Here is a 23,717-nt window from a genome sequence, read left to right as displayed (position 1 = left end):
TTAATTCAAGGAGGATAACATGCCAACTTTAAAAGAAATAGAACAATCACTCAATCATTTATTCGAAATAGAAAAATACGGAAAAGACAGTGCCTTTAGTCGATTTATCCCGGCCGTATATGATCCTATCCCATTTCCATGGCAAAATTTTTTTGAAGCCAATTTTATTGAGCTATTTAACGGTCTTATGATACGAGGAGCTGAAACTGTAAATAAAGTATTTTTAGCTGTTTTTCCTACAAATGACGTTCTTGAAACATTCATTTCACAATCCACATCTGGTGATTTACTTTTTATGCACCACCCACTTGTAATGGAATGCGGTGATCCGCTTGGAAAATCAGGTCGTGGTTTTATTCCAATACCTGAAAAATATTTGCAAGCGATAAAAGAAAAACAACTTTCTATATATACATGTCACGGACCAATGGATATTCATCAAACGCATGGAACGAGCATTTCAATTGCAAAAGTCTTACATGCTCACGTAGTTGACAGCTTTGCATATGAAGGCCCCGAACAAGAGCCAGTTGGCCTTATTTGTGAAATAGATGAAACATCCACAGAAGCACTCCAAAAGCGTCTAAAAAATCTCTTCCATATTCCTTATACAGACTTCGAAGGTAAACAACATGATTCTATCAAAAAAATTGCAATTATTGCGGGATGTGGCGATGTCGTTTCTCTCATGAAAGAAGCAGAAGCAAAAGGTGCTGAAGCATATATTACAGGGGAAATCCATTGCCATATCGACAATGATTACGGTAAACAGAAATACTCGCTCATTATGGATTACGTAAAAGAAACGAATATGTCACTCATCGGTGTATCACACTCTGCCTCTGAATATTTAGTGAAAGAAACATTGATGTATGATTGGTTTAAAGAGAATTTTGAAGTGGATGTTACTTTGGTTCCACAGGAAAAATGGTGGTTATAAATTTTTAAAGAGATAGCTAATTTAGCTATCTCTTTTTACTAAACTTAAAATAGAAAAAAATTCGATATACAATACACTTTCACCCTACTGTTAAAATCTAAACACACTATACAATCAACCGCACAAAAATATAGAATTCCTAATATACATATAGTAGTTCTATTTTAAAAACTAGATTTTCAAAATATAGAAAGGAGAACATACATGTACCCACGTAATTGTTTTAGTTGCGATGGCAGACGCCCCAGTGGTTCTAACGGGAACACTGGACCCACTGGCATCACTGGACCCACTGGCATCACCGGACCCACCGGCATCACTGGACCTTCTGGCATCACCGGATCCACTGGCATCACTGGACCCACTGGCATCACCGGACCCGCCGGCAGCACCGGACCCACCGGCAGCACCGGACCCACTGGAGCTACCGGCGCTACTGGGGGTACAGGAGCTGGTTTACAAAGTACTACCGCCTTTAATCTTGCAGCCGCTCCAAACTATAAAGCCGGACAAGTTGTTACTTATACGAGCAGCGGCTATGTTGTAAAAAAGGATGCACCTCAAGGATTTCCTAATGTATCTCCAGATTATATTGTCTTAGTAGAAAGTGGGGCTACTGGAAGCACCGGACCTACCGGGAATACTGGATCCACTGGGAATACCGGATCTACTGGAAGCACCGGACCCACTGGCATCACTGGACCTTCTGGTAACACCGGATCTACCGGAAGCACTGGACCCACTGGGAACACCGGATCTACCGGAAGCACCGGACCCACTGGCATCACCGGATCTACTGGAAGCACCGGACCTGCTGGTAACACCGGATCTACTGGCAGCACTGGACCCACTGGAAGCACTGGATCTACTGGAAGCACCGGACCCACTGGCATCACTGGACCCACTGGCATCACCGGACCCACCGGCATCACCGGACCCACTGGAGCTACCGGCGCTACTGGGGGTACAGGACCCACTGGCATCACCGGATCTACTGGCAGCACTGGACCTGCTGGTAACACCGGATCTACCGGAAGCACTGGACCCACTGGGAACACTGGACCTGCCGGAAACACCGGATCTACTGGCAGCACTGGACCCACTGGGAACACTGGACCTGCGGGAAACACCGGATCTACTGGCATCACCGGACCCACTGGCAGCACCGGATCTACTGGAAGCACCGGACCTTCTGGTAACACCGGATCTACTGGCATCACTGGACCCACTGGCATCACTGGATCTACTGGCATCACCGGTCCCACTGGCATCACCGGATCTACCGGAAGCACTGGACCCACTGGTAACACCGGATCTACTGGCATCACCGGACCTTCTGGTAACACCGGATCTACTGGCATCACTGGACCCACTGGCATCACTGGATCTACTGGCATCACCGGCCCCACTGGCATCACCGGATCTACCGGAAGCACTGGACCCACTGGGAACACCGGATCTACTGGCATCACTGGACCTGCTGGTAACACCGGATCTACCGGAAGCACTGGACCCACTGGCATCACCGGATCTACCGGAAGCACCGGACCCACTGGCATCACCGGATCTACTGGAAGCACCGGACCTGCTGGTAACACCGGATCTACTGGCAGCACTGGACCCACTGGCATCACTGGAAGTACTGGACCCGCTGGAAGCACCGGACCCACCGGCATCACTGGAAGTACTGGACCCACTGGATCCGCTGGTAGTGCTTCAGCAAAAAGTATTGTGTTTCAAGGAACAAATGCTGGTTTTCAACGTATAGCGGGCTCCCCTGGAATTGACTCTAATGTTATTCCATATGTCACTGCTGGATCTGGTAGTATAGTTGGGTTTACGGCTTCTATAAATGTAAATAACTTACCTGCTACTGTTTATACGATTGATATTTGCAGGAATGTCCCTACAAACCTCACCGCTCCTACTTCCAGTTACATTCTAACTACTATTACTTTAACTACCACAGACAAAATTACCGGAACTATAGTATTTTCCATTAAACCGACGGATACTGGATCGGGACAAATTCAAGTATTTAATCCTACTCCCGCAGTAGGTCCCGCTACTGTAACTTGGACTAGCATTACAACTGGAAATCCCGTTTCAAGAGGGGATGCTATATCCCTTTATATTAACCCTGGAATTACTGCCAGTGCTGTATATTCTATTTTCCTAATCACTGATCTATAAACTCACACTTAAAACCATTTATTCCACAAAAAAGACCCGAGATTCGGGTTAACAAATAACAGACAAGTTCATTATATACTTTCACTGCAAAATAACCATATTTCGGATTTTATTTTCCATATACTGCACTAATAGTGTGAACAATTTTGAATTTTTATTCAAAAAAAAAGGGAGTTCACTCTCAAATAAGTGATCTCCCTTTTTAAAATAACTTTTCATGATATCGGCAATACAACCTTCACCGTCGTTCCAACCCCAACTTCACTTTCAAAACTCATTTTACCGTTGTGATCTTTAATAATTTTTTCTGTAACTACTAAGCCTAAACCTGTTCCCGTTTCTTTCGTTGTATAAAAGGCTTCATTTAGCTTCGGGATTTTGTCTTTTGGAATGCCGCAACCTTCATCCTTAACTTGAACAATGATTGCATCTTCTACAGTCACTTTAATCGTAATCGTTCCGCCAACTGACATTGCTTCAATCGCATTTTTAATTAAATTAAAAAATACTTGTTTTAATCGTTTTTCATCGCATGTAATCGATGGTATGTCTTTACTATAAATACCTTGTATGTGCACACCTTGATTTAAAGCAGGCTTCCCCATAACTCGAATAACATAAGCGATAATTTCTTCTATATTATGAACTTCTGATTCTATTGATTTAGATTTCTCAAATCCACTAAGTTCTGTAGCGATTGTATGAATTCGTTCTACTTCTTGTTTCATAATATCACTATATATTTTATCCTCTGGATATTTAATCGCTTGCTTATTCACAAATTTATCTAAATTGGCTAAAGGTCTTTTAATTTTGGAACCAATAACTGTAGCCATTTTCCCAACAGTTGCTAATTTTTCTGTTTGTTGTATTTCTTTATTCATCATCTCAAGCGTACGAACGTAAGATTGGAACCTTAAAAACATAATCCAACATATGATAGTAAATACGCTATATAATGCCATCGGGATTAAAACGAGTGATGAGTGAATCATGATTCCTATAAGAGCATATTTTCCAACAAGTATGCTCGGAACTAACCAAAAATATCTTTTATTCACAAAAAGTGGGGCAAATAAAATAAAAAATCCTTCTACTATATTCCCACCATCAAACTCAGCATCACTACCGTAGTAAATCATTATATTATGGATAAAATCTAATAGATTATATCCAATTAGAATAATATACTTTACTGCAAATGGATTTTTCCATTTCATAAAGTATATTCCAATGCAAAATAAAACCACCATCAGAAAATAAAGCCATAACCCTAAACCATCTTCAAATTGTCCTACTCCTTCTTGCTCTCCTCCTATTAAAGGTACAATAAATTCGTAGGCAAGATCGTATACAAAAAATATAATGAAAAATAAACTTAAATATATTTTCAGCGCCTTCATTTCTTCATTTTTAAATATATCGTCTTTATTCATATGGTAACCCCTAGCTTTTCTCCCACTTGTACTTCATTATTTCCACACTTTTTTGGAAGAATAATATCTATTCTCGTTCCCTTATCTCTTTCACTTGAAATATGTAACGTACCAAGGTGTTCGTTGACAATTCGATCTGCTACCGTAAGTCCCAAACCAATTTTATCTTGTTTTGTTGTATAAAAAGCTTCTGTAACACGAGCCAAATTTTCTTTCTTAATACCGTAACCATTATCGATTACACTTAGCATTACATAATCTTGTCCTTTATTTTCTAATCGTAACTCTAATGTGCCACCTTGCTCCATCGCCTCCAGAGCATTTTTTATGACATATAGAAAGACCCCTCTTATTTTTCGCTCATCACATTCAACTTCTATTATCTTTTCTTCGATATTAGACATAAGCTGGACAGTAGATTCATTCATTTTTTCTCGAAGAATTGCTACTGCTTGTAATGCAATTTCACCTATATTATGTTTTTTATAAATAGAGGGTTTACATGTAGCAACTTCCATCAATTCACTTATCATATTATTCATATTTTCTATTTCAAAAATCATCTGTTTATAAATAGGGTCCTCTTCATGCTTCTCTCGTTGTAATTGCGTAAATCCTTTTAATGAAGCAAGTGGATTTTTAATTTCATGTCCCACTGTCGCTGCCATCTTTCCGATTACTGCTAATTTTTGTGATTCACTAGCAATCTTAATACTTTCCTTTACTGCTGAAAGGTATTGTATAAATCGATTTAAAATGATGTATGCCGCTATTAATATGAGTGTATACATAATGAGGTACATAAATCCTTTTACTTCCTTTAATACAAATAAGTAAATTACATATTTCCCTACAATAGTCGAAAGTACAAACACAAAATATTTTTTATTTAAAAATATAGGTACAAAGAAGATGAAAATAATTTCTATTATATTTACCCCATCAAATGCCGCCTTATTATAAAGCATATACGAAAGTATGTTAGCAATTTCTATTCCTATGTATGCAAATACACATGCATATTTAACAAAATTCACTTTCTCTTTTTTTATTAAATATACATTTACACCGAGTATTGCTGTTCCGCAAATAACTTGCCATAGTATGCTATGTCCCTTATCCATTAGTGATTTATTTTCTAATACGATTGCATAGAGAATTTGGTATGAAACAACAATGACGTATAGCACCCACAAAAAGATTTTGGCATTCCTTTCTTCTTCTTTATATGACAGAAAACTTTCTTTCACTTCAACACCCCTTCAACATAATATCTCGAAGAATACCATTTATTATAATAAATGATTTTCTTATACAAACAAAGATAAATCGAACATTTGAGGAAAATCATCCCAACGTTTTGATACTTTCAGACGATATGTAATCATAAAAATTATAAACAATAATACGTATATTATGTGGGAGAGATTTTATATAAATGGTAAAAAATGAAGGAAATCTTGGTATCTTAATAGAACGAAATCCTACGCTACTGGCGTAGGAATAGGAGGCTCATTCATGTTTGTTACCGTCGAGAAAGATGTGCATATTTTTGTGCAAGATGTTAATCCCGGTCCCGGTAGTAAAACCGTGTTCTTCGTTCACGGTTGGCCTTTAAATCATCAAATGTACCAATATCAGCTCAACGTATTACCACAGCACGGTTTCCGCTGCATCGCTATAGATATACGCGGAAATGGGCAATCTGATAAACCATGGACTGGCTACACATACGATCGTTTAGCAGACGACATCGCCATTGTCCTAGAAGCACTTCAAGTCGAAAATGCTACATTAGTCGGTTTCTCAGTAGGCGGTGCCCTTTCTATTAGGTACATGTCTCGCTATAATGGTCAGCGTATTTCTAAACTTGTATTAGTCGATGCCGTTTCCCCCTCTTTCGTTAAAAATCAAGAATCTCCCTATGGTGTCCCAAAAGAACAAGCAGATACTCTCATTAATCAAATGTATGCTAATCTGCCTAAATTTTTAAATGATGTGTCTTTATCATTTTTTAATAGAAACTTAGGATCCGCTACGTTAGAATGGTTTTCTTATCTCGGTATGCAGTCTGCTTCCTATGCTCTCATCAAAATATTGCAAGCAGCCGCAAATGAAGATGTAACGAAAGATTTAAGTAAAATTAACGTGCCAACAAAAATATTCCACGGTATTCACGATCAACTTATCCCATACAAAAGCGCTGAACTTACGCAAAAGCGGATTAAAAATTCTCAGTTATATCCTCTCACCAATAGTGGTCACGGCTCCCCAATCGATCAAGCGGATGAATTAAACGAAGAACTTATAAAGTTTTTACATTCATAAAAACCTATGCCAAATCGTATCGATAGGAACGCAGTTTTCAAAAACGTTAAAATTCACACATTTCTCACAAATCAACTGATAAAACGATTACATTTTCATTTATACTAAATGTACAAGTAATACTCCCTAAACCCAGCTTGTCTGGTTACCCCGTTAAATACTATAAAAAAGAACTTGTATCGTTATACAAGTTCTTTTTGTTTCTTTTATCCCGCTTTAACGGGCAGTAAGACCCCCACCTCAAAATTCAGCAAAGCAAAGAAGTTAGGTGGGGGTCGGGCTGCTCATAAAAGTCCGATTGGTGAGGGCTGATAATCAGTGGGGGATGAAGAACCCCCCCACTGATTAAAGTTTCACTTTATTTAAAGAGGATATCTTTACTATATTGATTTCCGACGAGTAAATCATATTGGAGCATTTTATATTGCTCTAACATTTCTTTTTGTTTCTTTGTTAAATCATTGATTACTTCTCCATTTTTATCAACTTTTAATTCATCTCTAAGCACCGGTATTTCCTTGTAAAATTCCGATAAAAATTGATAAAATAAAGATTTATTTAATCCTGCATAATCAAAAATAAGATTAGAAAAATAAATTGGACTTACTACACCTAAATTATCATTTGGCATATCAAAGTTTGCGTACATTAATAGCGGCGTTTGCGCCATCGCTAAACGTTCACTCGATGTTTTTTCATTCGTTATATACCCATTTTCTTTATAAAAAGATTTATTTGTTCCTAATGATGGAAGATGATCTCCAAAGAATACTAATAATGTAGGTCTATCTAAATTATCTAGTTTTTCTATTAAATATTGAAGGGCCTCATCTGAACGTCTTAACCCTTCTGTATACGTCTCTAATTCTCCCTTTGATTCTTCATTTTCTAGCCCGCTAATTTCTATTAGGTTTTCACCAAATCGGCCCTCTGTAAATGGAAAATGATTTTGCATCGTAACTGCATGAATAAATGTAGGTTGTTTTTGCTTCTCTAACTCAGCAATTATCTCTTTACTCATCGCTAAATCACTAATATAATCTCCATCAATATCTACATTTTCCATCGTATCAGCTGCATTAAACTTATCAAATCCTAACACCTTATATACATCATCACGTTTAAAGAATGTGCGACCAAATGAATGAATTGCACTTGTGTAATACCCTTCTTTTTTCAACGCCGTAGGGATTGATGGAATTTCTTTCTTATTTGTAATAACCTGCTGATATGGTATAGAACCTGGCTTTAACAAACTCATTGAATAACTCGTTAATGCCTCAAATTCAACGTTCGCCGTATTTCCCCCAAATGTAGGAGAAATAGTTTGTCCACCAGGAAAGTTTTCTATATAATGATGCAAATTTGGTACAGGATCTTCACTAAAAGAAAGGTTAGTTACTTTCGTCGGATCCCAAAACGATTCACTCATTACAAAAATAATATTCGGTTTCTCTTTTTTCTTTTGACTCCCTATATTTCCACTATATTGTTTTTTTATATCGTTTGCTATTTGAAGCATATTTTCTTTAGAATAATTTTTTGGTTTTTCCATAACTGTTGTATCTAAATTGCTAATAAACCCAAGTACAAAACCATTTGAAGCATAGTTCTCATTTTGATCCCACAAAACAAAATCTACACCTGATTTTTGAAATACTTTATTCATGAATGTATTCGCAAAATTACCGTACGCATATAGAACAAAAATAGATCCTACTACTAATAAGGCTCTAATTCCTAGATGAATCTTTACATTTTGAATATACCTTCTCATATATATCCCTGCTACAATACAAGCCACGATACTTAAGATAATGACAAAAATATAACTCCAGCTAAAATAGTCCATCACCATCGGTATAACAGATTGCATATGCATAATTTGTGTGAAATCAGAAGGATACAGCGGATCACCTCTAAAAATAAGCTTTAAATAATTCACAATACCTAAAATGACTAACGTACAGCTCGTTAAAATCATACTTAGAAAAACCTTGCCTATTAAATTATAAACAAGAATGTATATTGCATAAATTGCTACAAAACTTAATATAAACTGCATGTTATACAAGTAAATCCAATTCATTGCCTCTATGAAACTCATATTAACTTGCATGACAATATAAAATAAAGCTACTGTATGAGCTAGTAAAAATAATATAAAATGCACTCGTAGGGATGCCCTAAGTATAGACATCTCTTTTTTATTAAAATGTGAAATATAAAATGTTATGCCCCATATGAAAATCATCATAACAATTAAAACAAGATTTTGATTTAAATGAGCTTTCATTATGTCTAAATTAAAAACCTTTAAAATCATAAACAGCATAGTTATTACTAATAAAGTCACCATACTACTTATAATGCTAGAAATTAATATATTTCTTTTTGGAAGATCAAAAAGTGTAGAACCATACTTCAATTCATTCCCTCGTTTCTATGTCTTAATTTCCCCCGCATCGAAAGAACTACTTCTATAAAAATAACATATATGACATATTTCGTCTGCATACTTGCTTCTATCATAAATGTATTGTCTTAATATTCCCTTAATCACCAGTTAAATTGTGGCATACAAATTACTCATTCTTGAAAAACTTAATTTCAGCATTCCACTTTATGATATAATAACTATGTTTTGGAAATCCTTAATACTATTAAAGATTTCACATGAAAATACGAAAGAATTAATAAAAAAGGAGTTGCTCATTTTTGCTTACTAAGTTTAAGAGTTTGCCTAAAGCGGTATATGCAATTTTGGCGCTTTCTTTCCTGTTGCACGTTTTTTGTTTAGTAAAACAGCCAGGATTAGATGGAGAGTTAGTCAAAGTAACATATGGTGCAAATGATGCCTTTAACTATTCGTTAACAGCTGAACAACTATTAAAACATGGTGTATTTGGTTATGTGTATTTAGAACCTAGTGAAGTTCCAGGGAAAAATGCATATATTACACCAGGTCAGCCATTACTATTAGCTGGCGCTATGATTATTTCTGATATTACATCAATTCCTTACTATTACGTAGCAACTGTTATTAACATGATTATGAACCTATGCACAGTGCTATTAGTATTCTTAATAGGAAAAGAATTGTTCGAAAAAAACATTTATGGAATTGTTGCAAGTATTTTATATGCTATTTATCCAAGTAACTATACATACTTCCGTACATTGCTAACAGAAGTTCCATCCATATTCTTATTAGCGTTATGTGTATATGTATTTGTTCTCGCATGGAAATACAATAAAGTGAAATTCCATATATGGTTTGGAATTGTCGTTTCAATTTTACTTATGTTCCGTCCAAATCCAGCTCCAATGATGCTCATTCCTGTTCTTGTTGTGTTATTTACATATGGATTTAAAGACTCCATTCGAATCGGATTGTTATGGTTTATCGGACCTTTCTTTATTATTGGTGCATGGGTTGTTCGTAACTATTTAGCACTCAACCAATTTATTTTATTCTCAACCCAAGGTGCTGATCCACTAATTGCCGGTGCTGATCCATTTAATAAAATTGGATATGAAAATATAGTAAATGAAATGAGAGCCAAAGGCTTAGATGACAAAGGGGCATACGCAAAAGAATTAATTAAGAACGGCTTTAAGACGGACTTCACTTATTGGTTCTCTTGGTTCACTGTCGGTAAAACAATTGAATTATTCAAAACAGCTCCTGCTGTAGACCAATACCGTATTCATAACTTTATGCAACTATGTCATAGAGTGTTTATTATCGGTACATTCTTGAGCAGCTTCTGCTTCATGCTAAATTCATTTAAACATAAACGCGTTATGATGCTAGTAGCAAGTTCTATTATTTACATTATCTTCTCAAACTTATTCTTAGCAATTAATCGCTATGGATTTTTCATTAATCCCCTTATGTGCTTAATTCTTGCATACGGATTAATTCACATTGTGCAGAAGCTTCCATTCTTCCGCACTAACCAAGCATAATAAGAAAGAGGTCGTCCAACGGTGGACGACCTCTTTCTTATTACCCCACACTTTGCACACAGCCAATTTGTCCATTCTGTAATCACACTTTAATTCTGTATGTATGTGTTTCTGTATTTGTCAAAATATCTTTCACAATACTACTCACTATTTTACTTATAACTGCAAGTTTTTTACAACTATTACTATAACAAAAGAACCCGCCCCCACCTAACTTCTTTGCTTTCGCTGAATTTTGAGGTGGGGGGCGGGCTGCCCGTTAATGCAGGATAAAGTGAAACTTTAATCAGTGGGGGTTTTCTTCATCCCCCACTGATTATCAGCCCTCACCAATCGGACTTTTATGGGCAGCCCGACCCCCATCTAACTTCTTTGTTTTCGCTGCATTTTGAGGTGGGGGTCTTACTGCCCGTTAAAGTGGGATAAAAGAGAAAATCATTAGCATGTGTATTATATAAAAGGAAACAGCCATATTTTCCATACGATACATACGAGTACAATAACTACAAAATCAAAAAAATCTAATCTCGGACCCTTTTTCATATTCATCTCTAGCCACATATGAATCCATTTTGTTTTTGTATATTTTTGGATGTTTTTCTTTGCAAATCGGTAAATGAGCACTTGCATAATAAAAAACCCGACTACAAAAATAAACAAGAAAATAAGAAAATCGACCACAAAATTCCTCCTTATTTTTGCAGCGATTTTTCTACGATATGATTTTTCAAAACCCACTCTTCAAATTGAGCACTTCCAAATTCCCAACTAAGATCACGAGCATGTACAGAAAAAACGTAATAACCAGCATATTCGTCCATAAATTTCCCCGTCTCGATCCCATCTTTCTGAAGACCGTATGCTCCAAAATTAAAATATACATCCCACACGTCTTCATTCTTCCGCTTATAAGCAATCGATTCCATATCGCATTCTGTTCCGAAATAATCAAGATGTAAATGTACGCTATCATCATATTCGTACTCCATTTTATCACCCCTTATATTTGTACTTCTTTATCCCCAAAAAAATTCCTGCTATCTACACTCACATATGGGCACTTACCTACATATCATGCTTGTAGAGTGACTTCTAGGAGGTGTTATATAGTGAAAAAATTAATAGCTGTTTTTTGTATCATGTTACTAGCTGTCTTCACATTTGCTGCTTGCAGTAGTAAAAAAGAAAATACGAAAGAACAAACTCAAAATGTTCGAGTCGGCGAAGTTACCCATTCTCTCTTCTATGCCCCGTTATATGTCGGGATTGAAAAAGGATTTTTTAAAGATGAAGGATTACATGTTGACCTCCAAACAACAGCTGGTGGAGATAAAACGATGACCGCCCTATTATCTGGCGGGATTGATATTGCTCTCGTCGGTTCTGAAACATCTATTTACGTTCATCAACAAGGCGCAAAGGACCCAGTCATTAACTTCGCACAACTTACACAAACAGATGGAACATTTTTAGTTTCGCGTAAAAAATTAGACTCTTTTAATTGGAATGACGTAAAAGGTGTTACGTTTTTAGGACAGCGTAAAGGCGGCATGCCACAAATGGTTGGAGAATACGTTTTAAAGAAAAATGGCATTGATCCTCACAAAGATACAAATTTAATCCAAAACATCGAATTCGCTAACATTGCAAATGCCTTTGCATCTGGTACTGGAGAATTTGTACAGCTCTTTGAACCGACTGCAAGTATATTTGAAAAAGAAGGTAAAGGTTATATCGTCGCTTCGTTTGGAAATGAATCTGGTACTGTTCCGTATACAACGTTCATGGCAAAAGAAAGTTTCTTAAAGAAAGATAAAGCTGCTGCTGAAAAATTCACACGGGCGCTCTATAAAGCACAACAATGGGTTGATACTCATAGCCCAGAAGAAATTGCTGATGCCGTTTCTCCGTTATTTAAAGACACTTCAAAAGACATTACAGTAAAAGTAATTGAACGGTATAAAAAGCAACACTCTTATGCGACAAATCCGCTATTAGATGCTGAAGAATGGAAACAGCTCCAAACGATTATGAAAGACGCTGGCGAATTACAAAAAGAAGTTCCACATGAAGCGCTCGTCAATACGAAAATTGCCGAAAGCGTTATTAAGAAATAGAGGCGAAGTGTATGAGTTTTTTACAAATACGTAACGTTTCTCACTGCTTTTTCGCAAAAGAGAATGCCAAATTGATTCTCGAAGATATGAGCTTACAAGTGGAAGAAGGCGAATTCATTTCGATACTCGGCCCAAGTGGTTGTGGCAAAACGACACTCCTGTCCATTATTGCCGGGCTTCTTGATCCAATTGAAGGTATCGTCTTTTTAGATGGTGAGCCCATTACAACGAAAACTTCATCTATGGGATATATGTTACAGCAAGACTACTTGTTTCCTTGGAAGACAATTGAAGAAAATATTATGCTTGGACTTCATATACGAAAAATTTACGATGAACAGACGAAAGAACATACTTTACAGCTTTTAAAGCAAGTCGGTCTATATGATGTAGAGCAGCAATATCCTCGTGAACTATCCGGTGGTATGCGTCAACGTGCCGCCCTCGTTCGAACGTTAGCTACCGACCCAAAAATTTTATTGCTAGATGAACCTTTTTCGGCGCTCGATTATCAAACGAAATTGAAACTAGAAGATCTCGTTTTCAGCTTACTACACAAATATAAGAAAACTTCACTACTCGTGACACATGATATTGAAGAAGCCATTGCGATGAGTGATCGTATTTATTTACTGCAAGCGAATCCAGGAAAAATTGCAAAAACATTTATCGTCCCAGAAAGCATCCGTTCCCTATCACCGTTAGAATCACGCCACCACCATGACTTCCCATCCCTCTTCCAAAATATATGGAAGGAGCTGGAGCGTCTTGGATAATATAAAACAACTACATGAACAGTTTCGAAAAAAAGAACGCAGGCGCACATGGTTAGCACGCTCTTTGCAGCTTTTACTACTCATTCTTTTCTTTGCACTATGGGAGATAGCTAGTAAAAAAGAGTGGATTGATCCTTTACTCTTTAGCTCTCCTTCAAGCATTTGGGATCTCTTCCTTAGTAAATGGATGGACGGCTCGCTTTGGGTTCACATATGGACGACATTACTTGAAACGGGATTAGGCTTCATTCTTGGAACAGTGCTCGGAGCTATTATCGCTACTTTCCTTTGGTGGCTACCACTTCTCGCCCGCGTACTCGATCCATATCTCGTCGTCCTAAACGCCATGCCAAAAGTAGCACTTGGTCCGATTATCATTGTAATCTTCGGTCCAAATATTTCTTCGTCGATTGCAATGGGAGTAATCATTTCCATCATCATTACCATTCTCGTTATTTACAGCGCATTTCAAGAAGTCGATTCTAACTATATAAAAGTGATGGACACATTTGGCGCAAATAAATGGCAATGTTATAAACAAGTCGTTCTCCCTGCATCTTTCCCAGCCATTATTTCAACGTTAAAAGTGAACGTTGGATTATCATGGGTCGGTGTTATATTCGGCGAACTTCTCGTCTCTAAACAAGGCCTTGGCTACTTAATTAGCTACGGATTCCAAGTATTTAATTTCACACTTGTCTTACTGAGCGTACTACTCACGTGCGTCCTCGCAACACTTATGTATGTGTTTGTTGAGGCATTTGAAAAACTTCTAATTGGGAAACGAAAAAGAAGCTGACTTAGAGCGATAGACTATAGTCAGCTTCTTTCTTTTACTTTTTATCACACATCTTTGTTTCATTTTTAACATTTCCATCCGCAACCGTAACTGTATGGAAACAATCTTTCACACGTACTGTAACGACATTATCTTTTCGATCTATCACATGATAATCATTAAACTTTTTATCCAATGCACTACGAATTTGCTCCCCTTCAAAAATCGGAAAACCGTGAGACATTACCCAAATGAGACCAGCGACAGCAAGAATCGTTTTCATACGTTTCATTACCTCCTCGAGAGTAAACTTATAGTCCCTATAACACGCGCATTATAATTGTGTCTAAATTGTGACATTTTTATACTAATTCTATTTTATAGTGATAGTTCCTTCTTCTTTTTGTTAAAAATACAGAATTTTCAATTTTATCAACCTAAAAAACGTAAAGAACTACAATTCTTTACGTTTTCTTAGCTAACATATATAACTCGCATTAGTTACCACTTTGTTGTTCTATCGTTTTCGAAACATCATATAATCCTGCCAACACTTCCGCTCTCATTTTTACAAGCTCAGGGAATTGATAGAAAAAGGCGATTTTTTTATACTTTAACTCCGATCCTTCTTTCACCTTTTTGGAATCTTGTAAAATAAATGCTGTAAACGTATCTGCAATATCTTCCGCTACATTTGTCGTTCCATACTGTGATACAAACTCATCATGCTTTTCTTTAAAAAATGCAATTTGCGTTTCTTCACTTTCTTCTACTTTCTTTTCTGTCCACTCCTGCTCAATAGGCTTCCAGAAAGAATTATAAAATTGATTAATATAAGAGTTTTCCTTCGCACATCCCTCTTGTAAGAAAAGAGTTCCACATTTACTTCGGTACGTCGAAATATCTTTATCCTCTTCAAAATCCTTTACATAGTTTTCATCTACTGGTATTTGCTTATGCCCGAGCGTTAACACGTGAGCCGTCTCATGAATTAATGTTTTCATCACTTCATCAATATTTACCGCAGAATCAAGCGTATCTAAGCTAAGAGTCCAGTCTTTCGGATTCTCTATACTAGGCATAACGTGAGCAACAACACCGTCATAACCATCCGTTATTAGATTAAATTCCGTTATATTCCCGCGATATTTTGCTGGAATGAGCGTGCGATACATATCCCATAAATCTTCATGATACCCTCTATCTTGACGTTGTTGTAGCACCTCTTCTTTCGCTTCTTTATCATTAGCAAATACTTTATTTAAACGTTTCCGTTCTATTTTTTCAAAATAAGGATCTACAATTTCATCACCATCAATATAATAAGAAGCTAAAAAAAAGTAATTTTCATCATCATCTTCTTTTTTCTGCTCTGCCTTTTTCATATCTGCACTTTCATGCTCTTCTATTTCATAATCTTCTACTGCTTCAAGCTCAGATAATCCATCTATTTTTTCATATACCTTTTGAAGTTTCTTATCTCCTATTTCCACGCATTCTTTTTCTGTTTTACAAACTTCTTTTTCTTTCACACTCTTCATAGAACTCTCGCACCCTGCTAGTAAGCCGATTGCAACGATAACCCCTACTAACTTGCCATACAGTCTCTTCATACATTCCTCCATTAATACATTCTACAAAAATATCATAATCATTTTTTAACGAATATGCGATAATAAATTATAAAAATTGTAAGGAGGTTTCCTATGATTCGGGCAGTCCTATTCGACTTAGATGGAACACTATTAGATCGTCGTCAATCTTTAGAACAATTTATTCATGATCAATATAATCGTTTTACCTCTCATTTAATGAACATAGAAAAATCCGAGTATTGTTCTCGATTTCTCGAACTAGATAATAATGGATACACGTGGAAGGATAAAGTATATGCTACTCTCCTTTCCGAATACAACATTACTACTTTAACACCAGAGCAACTGCTGCACGACTACATTACTAACTTCCAACATCATTGTATCCCTTTCCAAAACATGCATGAATTACTTCAACGTTTAACACAACAAAATATTAAAATTGGGATTATCACAAATGGCTTTACTGACTTTCAAATGAACAATCTTCGCGCACTAAACATACATACGTATACAAATACAATTCTCGTTTCAGAAGCGGAAGGAATAAAAAAACCACATCCTGAAATTTTCGAACGAGCTTTAAAAAAGCTAGATGTGAAGGCAGAAGAATGTCTTTACGTTGGGGATCATCCTGAAAATGATATACTGAGTTCTGAACAAGTAGGGATTCTTGGTGTTTGGAAAAGAGATTCATTTTGGGGTGATTTTGAGCATTCGCGTGTGGTGGATGATTTGTTGGAGGTGCTTTCGTTTTTAGAGATAGAGGCAAAAACAAGACAATAGTAAAAGGAGGCTTCGTTTCCCGGACGCCTCCTCTTCCTTTATGACTCATATACTGTAAACTGCGGTTTACTCGGATGATCCTTAACTTGCGCATCATCTGGAAACTTTGAAACTTTTTGATATAAGGCAATGTCACCGATACAACTCGCTGTTAGTAAAATTCCTAAAAATGAGAGTGGCTCCAGATTCATAACTACTCCCAATACAATTGGCAAAATTCCAGTCGGTAGAAACGGTAACATTAACACTTTCTTCATTTGCTTTACTGTAATTTCTTTTTTAGAATGAGCGTATGCTACACCTAATTTCCAATTGACGCCCCATTTTAGTTCACTCCACGGTACGCCTCCGATATAACGAAATCCTATTAGATGTATCGCTTCATGAATACAAACGAAAACAATCATTCCAATAATCAAAAGAAACATAGTTGGTAATGTAATTTCAAATTGAACCCCGCCTGAAAGAAATATATGCAAATAACCAATTCCAAACGCCAACGCAAATATTATAAGTAATGAATAGATATTTAACTTAACCATCGAAACAGTAACAGTCGTTTCTTTCCTTTTATCCATCTTCCCCCTCCTAAAATGTAAAGATATATTTACATTTAATCTTACACACAAAAAAAGAAACCGGCCACTTCACTTCGTAAAACAGCCGATTTCTTCTATATGTTTCATCGTACGCGCCAATACATCGTCGCGCATTATAAAGCTAAATTTTCTATCCGTTTTAATGTTGTCAGGAATGTCTGTTAATAAAACAGATCCTTTCGTTTCTTCGTAATGCGTATGTTCTTCTACCGCACTAATTGTTGCAAAATAAATGTTTTTAATGATTATTTTGTCTTTTCCAGATACTTTATATTGTCCTAAGTAAGTTAAATCAGAAACTATGCCGCCGGTTTCTTCATGAACCTCTCGAACTGCCGCTTCTTCCGGTGTTTCCCCTAGTTCTACTTTTCCACCTGGAAATTCAAGACCGCGACGTAAATGATGCGTTAATAACCATTGATCCCCGTACCGGCATACAACCCAAACATGCTTTGGCTCAGGAGAAAATGGATAACGTTCAAACGATAATTGTACAGTGTTGTGGTAATAATCTTTAAATTTGTACATGCCATTACTCCCCTATAGATGGTTACAAGTTTTTCCTACCACAAATTGTAGCATATTCTCGCTTTTCTGCATAATATTATCCAATTATAATCCATTGATTATTCCCATTTGCGCGACTAATTCTTTCGTCTCATGATTTCCTAAATCGTAAATCATTTTATATGCTTTTTGTAGTTGTTCATCATATCGGTCATTATTTGAATCATGATGATACTCAACAAATGGAACGTGGGAGCGTACAAATGAACCTAAATCCTCTACATACGCTTGATCAAAGTACTCTCTTAACTCCGTAATTTCCTCATCATTCGCGGAAATCTCAAAATTATACGTATCCGCTGTCTTCACTTGTGAAATTTGACCGTTTGCTATTGATATATAATATGTTTTTTTCTGCTCCATGTAACACCCTTCTTTCATCCTTTTTATTTCTATTGTTTTCATCAATTACAAAATTATGTAAAATAAAGAAAAGGAGGGATTCCATGTTTAAAATATTAATTATCGGTATTATAATCGTCCTAGTCATATTAGTACTCTCCGTCATGACGATTAATAAAGGCTACGCTTATAAACATTCCGTCGATAAACTAGAAGATAATCCTTATACAAAAAATAATAAGGAGAATTCATAATATGTTTCGTATACTTCGCATTGGAATCGCGCTCACTGTAATTATTATGTCAGCAATCGGACTCTATACGGGGCAAAATACCTTTCTCCCCCTTTCACAATTTCTATTAGGAGCTTTAATGTTTCTCATTGCTATTGAACAAATAAAGAAAAAGGATTCCGGAACAGGATTTATTTGTATTGGTGCTGGAGTTTTCACCTGGATCGTTCTCATCATTAGCCATATAAAATAGTAGGGGGAATGTACATGTTAAAAGGATTACGGATTACTTTTGCACTCATTGCATTATGTATAGTACTCTATGGATATTTTACTGGTAATAGAGAAATAATGCCTTACATGTTCATTTTCTTAGGATTGATGGCTTTCACTATAGGACTAGGAGAAATAAAACAAGATAGAAAATCTAGTGGTGTATTTGCTTTTCTCGCTGGATCTGGTGCTTTATTTCTTAGCTTCTCAGAAATATTTCGGTAAATAATCTATTTAAGGGGACATTACATGCTAATTGGTTACGGATTGTTTTAGGGCTTCTCACGCTTCTCATACTCTCTCTTTGCACTTATATCCAGATTACCGATCATTTCTCACTTCTCCCATACGTACAATTTATTCTCAGTTGTTTCTTTATTCTTGTCGGAATTAACGAATTTATATCCGGACGAAAATCCATGAGCATTCCTTTTTTTTTCGTGTCTATTCTTACGCTCTTCGTTCTCATATCAAACTACCTTCGCTACGTATAGAATGAAATCTTGAGCAATTTCGCATTTACAGGCAAGTAATAAAATAGGGATGATTTTTTTATCAGTTTTTGTCGGTAAGTCGATATATTAAAAAAATCGTTGATATATTTCAAGTTGTGTTCGATATATTAAAAAAATCGTCGATATAATTTTATTTATTATCATGACACAAAAAAACTGCCCTTTTACAGGCAGTTTTTCTTTATCCAAATACTTTCTCAAGTTCATCTTTATCTTGGCTTAACCAGAAGTTCATTAAGCGTTTTGCTCCTTCTAAATCGTGAAGCTTCGCTTGACCACATTGCGTTTCATTTGCAGCTGGAATTTCTGTAATTTGAACTGCATCTTTTAATGTTAGTTCTAATAAATCGATGATTTCTCGAACTGTCGGTGTTCCGCTTACTACAAGGTAGTATCCTGTTTGGCAGCCCATTGGTGAAATATCGATAATATCGAAATGCGGATAACGATCAATATATTTACGTAAATTAAATGCTAATAAATGTTCTAACGTATGAATAACATCTGGTTTCATCGCTTGTTTATTCGGTTGGCAAAAACGAATATCAAATTTATTTACAATACCGTCACTACCTACATTGTGAACTCCGCAATGTCTTACATAAGGTGCCTTTACAATCGTATGATCTAATTCAAAGCTTTCTACTGATGGCATACAACATCTCTCCCGCTTTTAATTTAATTCCGTTATATCCAATATGATATAACGGAAATGCACATTAGTAAAGTATTATGTACAGTCGTGCTATAATACTTTAAGAATATGCTGAAAAGGAGATCGTTATGAAACAGATTTTTATTGGGATTATACGCTTTTATCAAAAGTTCATTTCTCCGATGACACCACCAACTTGCCGTTTCTATCCAACTTGTTCTCATTACGGATTAGAGGCGTTTCAAAAGCATGGTGCACTCAAAGGCTTTTGGCTTACTTGTAAGCGTATATTAAAATGTCACCCTTTCCATCCAGGAGGATTTGATCCTGTCCCAGATAAAAAGGATGACAAAGTACATTCTTAATTTTCGTAACCATTCACAACTAAATCTAATTTTCCTGTATCAGGATCGATAACAAGACCGTGAACAGGTACTTCTTCCGGAAGTAATGGGTGGTTGCGAAGTACTGATACGCTATGTTCTACACTTTCTTCTACACTAGAGAAACCGCGCAAAAATTGTTCTAAATCGATTCCAGAATAACGAAGCATATCTAATTTCTCTTCTGTTATACCGCGTTCTTTCATTTTCTCAATCGTACTGCTTGCTTGAATTTTTGCCATACCACAATCATGGTGACCAACTACACATACTTCATCAGCACCAAGCTCATATACAGCGACTAAAATACTACGCATAATACTTCCAAATGGATGTGAAATAACAGCGCCTGCTACTTTAATAATTTTCACATCGCCGTTACGCATATTCATCGCTTTCGGCAATAGTTCAACAAGTCTTGTATCCATACAAGAAATAATTACCATCTTTTTGTTTGGAAATTTCCCCGCCACAAACTCTTCATACTTTTTCTCTTCAACAAATTTCTCATTGTATTGCAAAATCTCTTCTAATGACTTCATAGTAAGGAACCCTCTTTTCTCTCGTTTACACTACATAAATAGTGTACCAAAATATGAAAAACACAAAAAGGATATCGCTTTATAGTAAAAATAAGATATTTTCAGATAATCGACATAATTCTTTCAAAATATACACACAGCTTTGTAACAAGTCCTCCCTATTTAAAACGTATTTTCACTATAAACTAATTGTAGATAATGTAAAAAAGGAGTGAATATTTATTATGTCCGACGTTCTGTTACTGAGTCGTTTTCAATTTGCAATTACTGTTTTTTATCATTTTTTATTTGTACCTTTGACAATCGGACTTGTTATTTTAGTAGCGTGTATGGAGACTCAATACGCCCGCACATTGAATCCAACATACCGCAAAATGGCAAATTTCTGGGGTAAATTATTTACAATTAACTTCGTAATGGGGATTATAACCGGGATTACGATGGAATTCCAATTTGGAACAAACTGGTCTGAGTACTCCAAATATATGGGAGATATTTTCGGATCCCCTCTCGCAATCGAAGCACTCGTTGCCTTCTTCTTAGAATCTACTTTCATGGGAATATGGTTATTCGGTAAAGACAAAATTTCACCAAAGTTCCGTGCCTTCTGTATGTGGATGGTTGCACTTGGAACAAATATTTCCGCCCTTTGGATTATTACAGCAAACGGCTTTATGCAAAAACCTGTTGGCTACGTCGTACGTAACGGCCGCGCTGAATTAAATGATTTCTGGGCACTCGTTACGAATCCATATGCTTGGAATATGTTCTTTCATACTGTAGTTGGTTGTTATATTGTTGGTGCTTTCTTCGTTATGGCCATTAGTGCCTATCACTTATTACGTAAAAATGAAGTTGAATTCTTCAAAAAATCATTTAAGTTTGGCTTAATGTTAGGCTTATTCGCCGCAACAATTACACCGTTTATGGGACATCAATCTGGTGTATCAGCAGCTAAATATCAACCTGCTAAAGGTGCTGCAATGGAAGCTGTTTGGGAAACTGGAAAAGGACAAGGCTTCTCAATTGTACAAATTCCTGATGTAAAAAACGAGAAGAACTTTGAATTCTTAACGATTCCAAAGTTAGGAAGCTTCTTCTATACAAATTCATTTGATGGCGAAATTGTTGGTTTAAAAGATATTCCAAAAGAAGATCGTCCAAATGTTAACCTCGTGTACTATAGCTTCCGCTTAATGGTTGCACTTGGTATGTTCTTTATGGCATTAACTTGGTACGGTTTCTACTTAAACCGAAAAGGAAAACTAGAAAACTCAAAACGTTACTTAAAAATTACAATATGGTCTGTTTTACTACCCTATATCGCAATTAATGCTGGTTGGATTGTTGCCGAAGTAGGTCGTCAACCATGGACAGTATATAAACTAATGCGTACCGCAGAATCTGTATCACCTATATCTGTCCCGCAAATTTGGTTTTCATTAATTAGTTTAATCTTGTTCTACACTTTACTTTTAATCGCAGACGTATACTTAATGCTGAAGTTCGCAAAAAAAGGACCAGCAGCATTAGAGGAACCTGCTACTGAGGGAGGTGTAGCTCATGTCTCATGATATGCTTGCGATTATCTGGTTTGGTTTATGGGGTGTGATTTGGACAGTTTACTTTATTCTTGATGGATATGCACTTGGTAACGGAATGATTTTTCCTTTCGTTACGAAAGACCGACAAGAACGAAATCAATTACAAGAAGCAATTGGCCCGTTCTGGGGCGGTAATGAAGTATGGTTAATTACAGCTGGTGGCGCAACATTTGCTGCCTTCCCAGTCACATATGCAAATATGTTTAGTTATTTATATACACCGTTATTCTTAGTATTACTTGCACTATTTGCTCGTGCTGCTGGACTTGAATTCATGCATAAAGATGATTCACCAATTTGGCAAAAAACTTGTAAATGGGCATTTGCAATTGGTAGTTTCTTAATTGCTTTCCTATTCGGGGTTACATTTGCTAATCTTTATTACGGACTACAAATCGGAAAAAATGGCTATGAAGGAAATTTACTTAGCTTACTAAATCATTACGGTATTTTAGGAGGTCTGTTCTTCACTGCTATATTCGTCGTATCTGGTGCACTTTGGGTTATGATTAAAACGACTGGTGAAGTATCTGACCGTGCTTATAAAATCGCTAGACCATTTTCAATGGCAGCTGCTATCATTTTAGCTATTTTCTATGTAGCAACTGCAAATCGTACAAATTTATTCCAAAACTTCACAGAATATCCGGTACTATTCATTCTTCCAGTACTTGCAATGTTAATGAGTGTACTCGCACTTATTATGGTGTACAAACACAAAATTGGTCTTGCATTCACATTCGTTTGCTTAACAATCGCAATGTTTATGACAACTGGCTTTGCGGGTATGTTCCCAAGAATGTTACCATCTCGTATTAATGATGCTTATAGTACAACGTTATACAACGCAGCTGGTAGTCAATTAAACTTAAAAATTATGTTCTTCGTTGCGATGGTTATGGTACCAATTGTTATTGGCTATCAACTTTGGAGCTACAGTATCTTTAAAAATAAAATTCATAAAGACTCTGCTAAAGGGTATCACTAAAATGAAAAAAGACACTTCGTTTGAAGTGTCTTTTTTATACGTATGATTTTCGATAAGATGTTATATTTCTAATCTAACAACTATAATACAGAAGA

At 36.3% G+C, this 23,717-nt stretch carries 27 protein-coding genes and 1 pseudogene; 14 read left to right on the top strand and 14 right to left on the bottom strand.

Going from position 1 to position 23,717, the window contains the following annotated elements:
* Positions 1–19: 19 nt before the first annotated feature.
* Positions 20–940 (top strand): Nif3-like dinuclear metal center hexameric protein, encoded by a 921-nt coding sequence (locus ACTFRS_RS11585; RefSeq protein ID WP_001142607.1) that lies wholly within the window; start codon positions 20–22, stop codon positions 938–940.
* A 179-nt stretch (positions 941–1,119) separates the two neighbouring features.
* Here ACTFRS_RS11585 and ACTFRS_RS11580 read toward each other — a convergent pair whose 3' ends face one another.
* Positions 1,120–1,257: a hypothetical protein gene (locus ACTFRS_RS11580; RefSeq protein WP_218976263.1), complete on the bottom strand. Its 138-nt coding sequence runs from the start codon at positions 1,255–1,257 to the stop codon at positions 1,120–1,122.
* Here ACTFRS_RS11580 and ACTFRS_RS11575 point away from each other — a divergent pair.
* Entirely contained in the window at positions 1,220–3,133 is a 1,914-nt protein-coding gene (locus tag ACTFRS_RS11575; protein ID WP_440048715.1) for a collagen-like triple helix repeat-containing protein, read from the top strand. The two genes, ACTFRS_RS11580 and ACTFRS_RS11575, sit on opposite strands and share 38 nt — an antisense overlap.
* Before the next feature lie 215 nt (positions 3,134–3,348).
* Here ACTFRS_RS11575 and ACTFRS_RS11570 read toward each other — a convergent pair whose 3' ends face one another.
* Positions 3,349–4,569 carry an ATP-binding protein gene (locus ACTFRS_RS11570; RefSeq protein ID WP_440025358.1) on the bottom strand — a complete coding sequence of 407 codons (1,221 nt, stop codon included), beginning with the start codon at positions 4,567–4,569 and terminating at the stop codon, positions 3,349–3,351.
* Positions 4,566–5,819, bottom strand: coding sequence for an ATP-binding protein (locus tag ACTFRS_RS11565; protein ID WP_440025360.1), 1,254 nt, complete (start codon positions 5,817–5,819; stop codon positions 4,566–4,568). The genes ACTFRS_RS11570 and ACTFRS_RS11565 overlap by 4 nt, the downstream gene beginning before the upstream one ends.
* A gap of 268 nt (positions 5,820–6,087) precedes the next feature.
* Here ACTFRS_RS11565 and ACTFRS_RS11560 point away from each other — a divergent pair, with 268 nt between their 5' ends.
* A complete protein-coding gene (locus tag ACTFRS_RS11560; protein ID WP_440025361.1) occupies positions 6,088–6,897 on the top strand; it encodes an alpha/beta fold hydrolase in 810 nt (269 codons plus the stop codon).
* Between the two features lie 358 nt (positions 6,898–7,255).
* On the opposite strand, the gene ACTFRS_RS11555 is transcribed toward ACTFRS_RS11560, so the two are convergent.
* Positions 7,256–9,325 (bottom strand): LTA synthase family protein, encoded by a 2,070-nt coding sequence (locus ACTFRS_RS11555; protein ID WP_440025363.1) that lies wholly within the window; start codon positions 9,323–9,325, stop codon positions 7,256–7,258.
* 290 nt (positions 9,326–9,615) lie between these two features.
* Between ACTFRS_RS11555 and ACTFRS_RS11550 the strand changes: the two genes are divergently transcribed.
* Positions 9,616–10,869: a glycosyltransferase family 39 protein gene (locus tag ACTFRS_RS11550; RefSeq protein ID WP_000956217.1), complete on the top strand. Its 1,254-nt coding sequence runs from the start codon at positions 9,616–9,618 to the stop codon at positions 10,867–10,869.
* An 82-nt stretch (positions 10,870–10,951) separates the two neighbouring features.
* On the opposite strand, the pseudogene ACTFRS_RS11545 reads toward ACTFRS_RS11550, so the two are convergent.
* The 3 genes and pseudogenes from ACTFRS_RS11545 to ACTFRS_RS11535 form a co-directional block, all read right to left on the bottom strand.
* Positions 10,952–11,026: pseudogene (locus ACTFRS_RS11545) on the bottom strand (YwbE family protein); the annotation flags it as partial.
* A 293-nt stretch (positions 11,027–11,319) separates the two neighbouring features.
* Positions 11,320–11,550, bottom strand: coding sequence for a hypothetical protein (locus tag ACTFRS_RS11540; RefSeq protein ID WP_000227427.1), 231 nt, complete (start codon positions 11,548–11,550; stop codon positions 11,320–11,322).
* An 11-nt stretch (positions 11,551–11,561) separates the two neighbouring features.
* Positions 11,562–11,858 carry a DUF3986 family protein gene (locus ACTFRS_RS11535; RefSeq protein ID WP_000455572.1) on the bottom strand — a complete coding sequence of 99 codons (297 nt, stop codon included), beginning with the start codon at positions 11,856–11,858 and terminating at the stop codon, positions 11,562–11,564.
* Between the two features lie 120 nt (positions 11,859–11,978).
* On the opposite strand from ACTFRS_RS11535, the gene ACTFRS_RS11530 reads away from it, so the two are divergent.
* The 3 genes from ACTFRS_RS11530 to ACTFRS_RS11520 are packed head-to-tail and all read left to right on the top strand — an operon-like array spanning position 11,979 to position 14,561.
* Positions 11,979–12,986 (top strand): ABC transporter substrate-binding protein, encoded by a 1,008-nt coding sequence (locus tag ACTFRS_RS11530; RefSeq protein WP_440025366.1) that lies wholly within the window; start codon positions 11,979–11,981, stop codon positions 12,984–12,986.
* 11 nt (positions 12,987–12,997) lie between these two features.
* Entirely contained in the window at positions 12,998–13,762 is a 765-nt protein-coding gene (locus ACTFRS_RS11525; protein WP_440025367.1) for an ABC transporter ATP-binding protein, read from the top strand.
* The gene (locus ACTFRS_RS11520; protein ID WP_440025369.1) at positions 13,755–14,561 is read left to right on the top strand and encodes an ABC transporter permease; all 807 of its coding nucleotides are present in this window, start codon (positions 13,755–13,757) and stop codon (positions 14,559–14,561) included. The genes ACTFRS_RS11525 and ACTFRS_RS11520 overlap by 8 nt, the downstream gene beginning before the upstream one ends.
* Before the next feature lie 34 nt (positions 14,562–14,595).
* Here the strand turns inward: ACTFRS_RS11520 and ACTFRS_RS11515 are convergent, their stop codons facing one another.
* Together ACTFRS_RS11515 and ACTFRS_RS11510 are read right to left on the bottom strand one after the other, a co-directional pair.
* Positions 14,596–14,823 (bottom strand): hypothetical protein, encoded by a 228-nt coding sequence (locus tag ACTFRS_RS11515; RefSeq protein ID WP_000849109.1) that lies wholly within the window; start codon positions 14,821–14,823, stop codon positions 14,596–14,598.
* Between the two features lie 214 nt (positions 14,824–15,037).
* The gene (locus tag ACTFRS_RS11510) at positions 15,038–16,153 is read right to left on the bottom strand and encodes a recombinase family protein (protein ID WP_440025371.1); all 1,116 of its coding nucleotides are present in this window, start codon (positions 16,151–16,153) and stop codon (positions 15,038–15,040) included.
* A gap of 93 nt (positions 16,154–16,246) precedes the next feature.
* Here ACTFRS_RS11510 and ACTFRS_RS11505 point away from each other — a divergent pair, with 93 nt between their 5' ends.
* Positions 16,247–16,921, top strand: a complete 675-nt coding sequence (locus tag ACTFRS_RS11505) for an HAD family hydrolase (protein ID WP_440025372.1) — start codon at positions 16,247–16,249, stop codon at positions 16,919–16,921.
* Between the two features lie 38 nt (positions 16,922–16,959).
* On the opposite strand, the gene ACTFRS_RS11500 is transcribed toward ACTFRS_RS11505, so the two are convergent.
* The 3 genes from ACTFRS_RS11500 to ACTFRS_RS11490 form a co-directional block, all read right to left on the bottom strand.
* The gene (locus ACTFRS_RS11500) at positions 16,960–17,499 is read right to left on the bottom strand and encodes a DUF3267 domain-containing protein (RefSeq protein WP_440025374.1); all 540 of its coding nucleotides are present in this window, start codon (positions 17,497–17,499) and stop codon (positions 16,960–16,962) included.
* A gap of 69 nt (positions 17,500–17,568) precedes the next feature.
* A complete protein-coding gene (gene mutTA, locus ACTFRS_RS11495; protein WP_000276386.1) occupies positions 17,569–18,048 on the bottom strand; it encodes an antimutator 8-oxo-(dGTP/GTP)ase in 480 nt (159 codons plus the stop codon).
* 84 nt (positions 18,049–18,132) lie between these two features.
* Positions 18,133–18,450 (bottom strand): hypothetical protein, encoded by a 318-nt coding sequence (locus ACTFRS_RS11490; protein ID WP_000435818.1) that lies wholly within the window; start codon positions 18,448–18,450, stop codon positions 18,133–18,135.
* A gap of 83 nt (positions 18,451–18,533) precedes the next feature.
* Between ACTFRS_RS11490 and ytzI the strand changes: the two genes are divergently transcribed.
* The 3 genes from ytzI to ACTFRS_RS11475 are packed head-to-tail and all read left to right on the top strand — an operon-like array spanning position 18,534 to position 19,160.
* Positions 18,534–18,683: a YtzI protein gene (gene ytzI, locus ACTFRS_RS11485; RefSeq protein WP_000472798.1), complete on the top strand. Its 150-nt coding sequence runs from the start codon at positions 18,534–18,536 to the stop codon at positions 18,681–18,683.
* 1 nt (position 18,684) lies between these two features.
* Complete coding sequence (locus ACTFRS_RS11480) at positions 18,685–18,915, top strand: DUF3953 domain-containing protein (protein ID WP_000488456.1); 231 nt, start codon at positions 18,685–18,687, stop codon at positions 18,913–18,915.
* Positions 18,916–18,929: 14 nt separating this feature from the next.
* Positions 18,930–19,160, top strand: coding sequence for a YczI family protein (locus ACTFRS_RS11475; RefSeq protein ID WP_440025377.1), 231 nt, complete (start codon positions 18,930–18,932; stop codon positions 19,158–19,160).
* A gap of 471 nt (positions 19,161–19,631) precedes the next feature.
* On the opposite strand, the gene luxS is transcribed toward ACTFRS_RS11475, so the two are convergent.
* Positions 19,632–20,105, bottom strand: a complete 474-nt coding sequence (gene luxS / locus ACTFRS_RS11470; protein ID WP_001141369.1) for an S-ribosylhomocysteine lyase LuxS — start codon at positions 20,103–20,105, stop codon at positions 19,632–19,634.
* A gap of 128 nt (positions 20,106–20,233) precedes the next feature.
* On the opposite strand from luxS, the gene yidD reads away from it, so the two are divergent.
* On the top strand, positions 20,234–20,470 hold the full coding sequence (gene yidD / locus ACTFRS_RS11465; RefSeq protein WP_000809333.1) for a membrane protein insertion efficiency factor YidD: 237 nt from the start codon (positions 20,234–20,236) through the stop codon (positions 20,468–20,470).
* Here the strand turns inward: yidD and ACTFRS_RS11460 are convergent.
* Positions 20,467–21,030, bottom strand: coding sequence for a beta-class carbonic anhydrase (locus ACTFRS_RS11460; protein WP_000838160.1), 564 nt, complete (start codon positions 21,028–21,030; stop codon positions 20,467–20,469). The two genes, yidD and ACTFRS_RS11460, sit on opposite strands and share 4 nt — an antisense overlap.
* Before the next feature lie 224 nt (positions 21,031–21,254).
* On the opposite strand from ACTFRS_RS11460, the gene cydA reads away from it, so the two are divergent.
* On the top strand, positions 21,255–22,604 hold the full coding sequence (gene cydA, locus ACTFRS_RS11455; protein ID WP_440025379.1) for a cytochrome ubiquinol oxidase subunit I: 1,350 nt from the start codon (positions 21,255–21,257) through the stop codon (positions 22,602–22,604).
* Entirely contained in the window at positions 22,594–23,622 is a 1,029-nt protein-coding gene (cydB, locus tag ACTFRS_RS11450; protein ID WP_000017662.1) for a cytochrome d ubiquinol oxidase subunit II, read from the top strand. Before cydA ends, cydB begins: the two co-directional genes overlap by 11 nt.
* Positions 23,623–23,717: the final 95 nt, after the last annotated feature.

The sequence above is a fragment of the Bacillus cereus group sp. MYBK139-1 genome (assembly GCF_051916915.1).
Classification (GTDB): Bacteria; Bacillota; Bacilli; order Bacillales; family Bacillaceae_G; genus Bacillus_A; species Bacillus_A pacificus.
This window is presented reverse-complemented; position numbering and strand designations above follow the sequence as displayed.